Source organism: Arthrobacter sp. TB 26 (genome assembly GCF_000427315.1).
In the GTDB taxonomy this organism is placed as follows: Bacteria; Actinomycetota; Actinomycetes; order Actinomycetales; family Micrococcaceae; genus Arthrobacter.
In genome coordinates, this window is the sequence record NZ_AUPJ01000459.1 from 8090 (window position 1) to 11855 (window position 3766).

Annotated in this window: 6 protein-coding genes (1 of these 6 only partly in view); all 6 read right to left on the reverse strand. The window is 66.6% G+C overall.

What is annotated here, in order from left to right; all coding sequences use genetic code 11:
* Nucleotides 1-937 (reverse strand): branched-chain amino acid ABC transporter permease (locus K789_RS23425; protein WP_029705222.1); only part of this gene is annotated, 937 nt, incomplete at its 3' end.
* Entirely contained in the window at nucleotides 937-1818 is an 882-nt protein-coding gene (locus tag K789_RS0117640; protein WP_024367922.1) for a branched-chain amino acid ABC transporter permease, read from the reverse strand. The genes K789_RS23425 and K789_RS0117640, both read right to left, overlap by 1 nt.
* A 6-nt stretch (nucleotides 1819-1824) precedes the next feature.
* Complete coding sequence (locus K789_RS0117645; RefSeq protein ID WP_024367923.1) at nucleotides 1825-2535, reverse strand: ABC transporter ATP-binding protein; 711 nt, start codon at nucleotides 2533-2535, stop codon at nucleotides 1825-1827.
* On the reverse strand, nucleotides 2522-3304 hold the full coding sequence (locus tag K789_RS0117650; protein ID WP_202805092.1) for an ABC transporter ATP-binding protein: 783 nt from the start codon (nucleotides 3302-3304) through the stop codon (nucleotides 2522-2524). The genes K789_RS0117645 and K789_RS0117650 overlap by 14 nt, the downstream gene beginning before the upstream one ends.
* Before the next feature lie 144 nt (nucleotides 3305-3448).
* Nucleotides 3449-3736: a MoaD/ThiS family protein gene (locus K789_RS0117655; protein WP_024367925.1), complete on the reverse strand. Its 288-nt coding sequence runs from the start codon at nucleotides 3734-3736 to the stop codon at nucleotides 3449-3451.
* A gap of 6 nt (nucleotides 3737-3742) precedes the next feature.
* Nucleotides 3743-3766, reverse strand: the 3' portion of a protein-coding gene (locus tag K789_RS0117660) for a sialidase family protein (RefSeq protein ID WP_024367926.1). 1131 nt of this gene lie beyond the right edge of the window; the window shows 24 of its 1155 coding nt (coding positions 1132-1155); its start codon lies off the right edge, out of view; it ends in the stop codon at nucleotides 3743-3745.

Consider the following 3766-nt stretch of genomic DNA (forward strand, 5'->3'; position numbering starts at 1 on the left):
CCCGCGGAAGGCTGACCAGTCCACCGGGCAAAAGGAACAGCACCGCCAAGAGGATCGCGCCCTGGCTGACAGCGGTGAAGTTCGGATCGATCGCGTTCGTCAGCTGCGGAACGAAGACGTAGTAGGCGCCGCCGAGGAGCGAGCCCGCGATGCTTCCGGCGCCGCCGATGACCATCGCCGCAACGAGGCTGATGGAGTGGCCGAAGCTGAGTGTCTCCGGCGACGTGTACTGCACGGCCGCGAGGTAGAGGAAGCCGCTCGCCCCGCCGAACATCGAGGCGATGGTGAACGCGAGCACCTTGGTGCGGTACGGCGAGACTCCCATCGAGGCGGCGACGGCCTCGTTCTCGCGGACCACCGCGAAGGCCCGCCCGTACTTGCCACGCACAAGGCTCCGGGCCAGCAGGAACGCGGCGGCGGTCACCACCAGCACGATGTAGAACTGCCACTGGTCGTTGTACAGGCCAGACCATTCGGGTGCATCCGAGAAGCGTGCTGAGGTGCCCTGCGAGCCACCGGTGAATTCTGAGAGGCGCTTGGCCAGGGGGACGCCGACGATCGGCAGCGCGATGGTCACCATGGCGATCGCCAGCCCGCCGAGCCGGGCAGCGGCGAGCGCCACCAGCAGCCCCACGATGCCCGCACTCACGCAGGCCGCCGCGAACACCACAATGATGTTCCACCCGTGGTTGACGCCGTAGGCGGTGACGTAGGCGCCGAGCCCGACGAAGAAGATCTGCCCCAGGTTGACCTGTCCGGTGTAGCCCATGACGATGTTTAGCCCCAACACCGCGACGGCGTAGACGCCAATGCGCACCAGCGTCTGGTTGGCGAACGCCGGAAGGACGAGCGGGGCGGCGACCAGGGCAATCGCGGCCACGACAATGAGGGCGATCCGTGCTGGCCTGGCGCGAAGAGCGGACGATACGGTACGCATCAGACCCTCACCACAACCTTTCTCCCGAACAGGCCCTGGGGACGGACGATAAGGATGACGAAGATCAGAACAAACGGCACGGCGATCTTGAGGTCATGACCGATAAAGGGCACGTAAACGGCCACCAGGTTCTCAAGTACGCCGATCGCCGAAGCGGCCACGACGCAGCCGATCGGGCTGCTCAGGCCGCCGAGGATGACGGCGGCGAGCGCATAGACCAGCGCCGTGTCGAGCATGCCCGGAGTAAGCGTCAACTGCGGAGCAACGAGGACGCCGGCGATTGCCCCGAGGGTTGCGGCAAGCCCCCAGCCGACCATGAGCAGCCGCCCCACCGGGAGCCCCGAAAACGCAGCAGAGCCTGGGTTGTCGGCCACCGCGCGGAGCGCGAGCCCCAGCTTGGTGCGGAGGAACAGCAACTGCAGAACTACCATGATCACCACGATCGTCACCGTCGTTGCCAGCGACCGGACACTCACCACAGCGCCGAGGATCTGCAGGCTTGTCAGCGGGAACAGCGACGGAAACCCGAGGTTGTTATAGCCCCAAAGTACTGCGCAGATGCCCGTGACAAGGGTGAGCAATCCGATCGTCACCACGACGGCCGTGTCGGGATCACCACGCTCGAACCGGCGGACAAGAAACCGTTCCACCAGCGCGCCGATGAAGAACGAGAGCACCACCGCAATGAGGATCGCGACGATGAGCGGCAAGCCCAGCTGGACGAAGACGTAGGCGATGTAGCTGGACAGCACGGCCATGCCGCCCTGGGCGAAGTTGATGAGGCCGGTCGCCTGGTTCACGAGCACGATCGCGAGGGCCAGGGCCGCGTAGATTGAGCCGGTCGAGAGGCCGTCGACAACGAGTTGGATGAAGGTGCCCATCCCTGTTCAGCCCCCCAGGTAGGCGCGGCGGATCTCGTCCATGCCCTTGAGTTCGGCCGAGGTTCCGGTCAGCACGTTGCGGCCCGTTTCGAGCACGGTCGCTGTGTCGACCAGCGAGAATGCGAGGTTTGCGTTCTGCTCGACGACCACCATGGCGATGCCCGACTCGCGCCGGAGCCGGCGGATCGCGTCGTACACCGTCTTCGCCGTGCTGGGTGCCAGCCCGAGCGACGCTTCGTCGAGCAACAACAGCTTGGGCTTGGCCATGAACGCCCGGGCCACAGCGAGCATCTGCTGCTCACCGCCGGACAGTGCCGCCGCCCGCGAGCCGACACGGTCCTGCAGTTGCGGGAACAGGTCCAGGCAGTAGTCGACGTCCGCGGAGATCGCCTGCCGGCCCTTGCGAAGGTAAGCGCCAACCATCAGATTCTCGCGCACGCTCAGCTGGCCCAGGGTCCCCCGGCCCTCCGGGACGTGGGCGATCCCCAGGGCAGCCACCTGGTCGGGGCGCAGGCCCCGGATGTCCCGTCCGTCAAACGTGATCCGTCCACCGGTGCGCACCGTGCCGCTGATCGCGCGCAGCGTGGTGGTCTTGCCCGCCCCGTTCGCGCCGAGGATTCCCACGGACCCGCCCTCAGGCACACTGAGCGAGACCCCGTCGATCACTTGCACAGGACCGTAGGACGCGGTCACGCCGGCGAGTTCAAGCAGCGTCATCCGCGGCGTCCTTCCCGATGTAGGCCTCGATCACGCGGGGATCGGACTGCGCCTCTGCTGCGGTCCCCGCCATGAGCTTACGGCCGTGGTCGAGCACGACCACCTGGTCGGTGAGGGCCGAGATGAGTCCCATATGGTGTTCCACGATGATGATCGTGATGTCCTGCTCGGCGCGGATCCGCTTCACAGTCGCGATGAGTTGCTCCACTTCGGCGTGCGATAGCCCCGCCGCGGGCTCATCGAGCAACAGCAGGGCGGGTTTGGAGAGCAGGGCGCGCCACAGCTCGACACCCTTGTGAAGCCCATGCGAGAGTTCATCGGCCGGCAGGTCCGCCGCCCACCCCAGACCCGCGCGGTCGAGAAGTTCGAGCGCTTCCGCACGGATCCCGCGCTCGGCCCGCGCAGTGTAAGGCAACCTGAGCGCCCATGAAACAGGGCCGCCGGGGAGCCGGATGTGCCCCCCGAGAAGCACATTCTGCAGGACTGTGGCGTTCAGTTGGAGCGCGGGGTGCTGGAAGGTGCGCGCCAGCCCGAGCCGTGCGAGGCGGGACGGGGCACTCCCCAGCACCTCCGTGCCGTTGATGGTGATCGACCCGGAGTTCGGCTTGTAGTGGCCGCTGATGCAGTTGAAAAGCGACGTCTTGCCGGCACCGTTGGGACCGACCAGGCCGAGGATGACACCAGGTTCGACGTCGAAGCTCACGTCCTGCAGCACCTTGACCCCACCAAAGTGCAGGTTCACGTCCTTCAGGCTCAGGCTTGCGGCCACCGGAGTACCTTCCTGTCGCATCATTGCTAGGAATCGACGCGATCGGTCACGACCGCCCGAGACCGACGGTACGGATCGCCGACGAAATTGTCAACGATTTGGCGGGAGCCCCGCTGGACGTTCGCGAGTGCCGGCCGGCAGAGCCTAGCCGCCGGCCACGGACTGGATGATCAAGACCTCCTCGCCCGGGGACACCTCCGTGGCCAGACCCTGCAGGCGGCGGATTTCATTCCCGTTGACGTATATATTCACGTAGCGCCGGACCGCCCCGGTCTCATCCCGCAACCGCCTCGACAGGGCAGGGTACTCCGCCGCCACCAGGTCCAGCAGCCCCTCCACCGTCACCGCCGTTGCTGCGGGGGCAGTAAGGAAGGACTGCCCGCCGGCAAGTGGCTGCAGCACGCTGGGCAGCACCACACTGATCCCGGCCACGGCGCCTCAGGCATTCACGGCAGCGCCGGG

Coding starts and splice junctions, on each gene's coding strand:
- K789_RS0117640 (WP_024367922.1), bottom strand. CDS start 1,818: ATGGGCACCTTCATCCAACTCGTTGTCGACGGCCTCTCGACCGGCTCA.
- K789_RS0117645 (WP_024367923.1), bottom strand. CDS start 2,535: ATGACGCTGCTTGAACTCGCCGGCGTGACCGCGTCCTACGGTCCTGTG.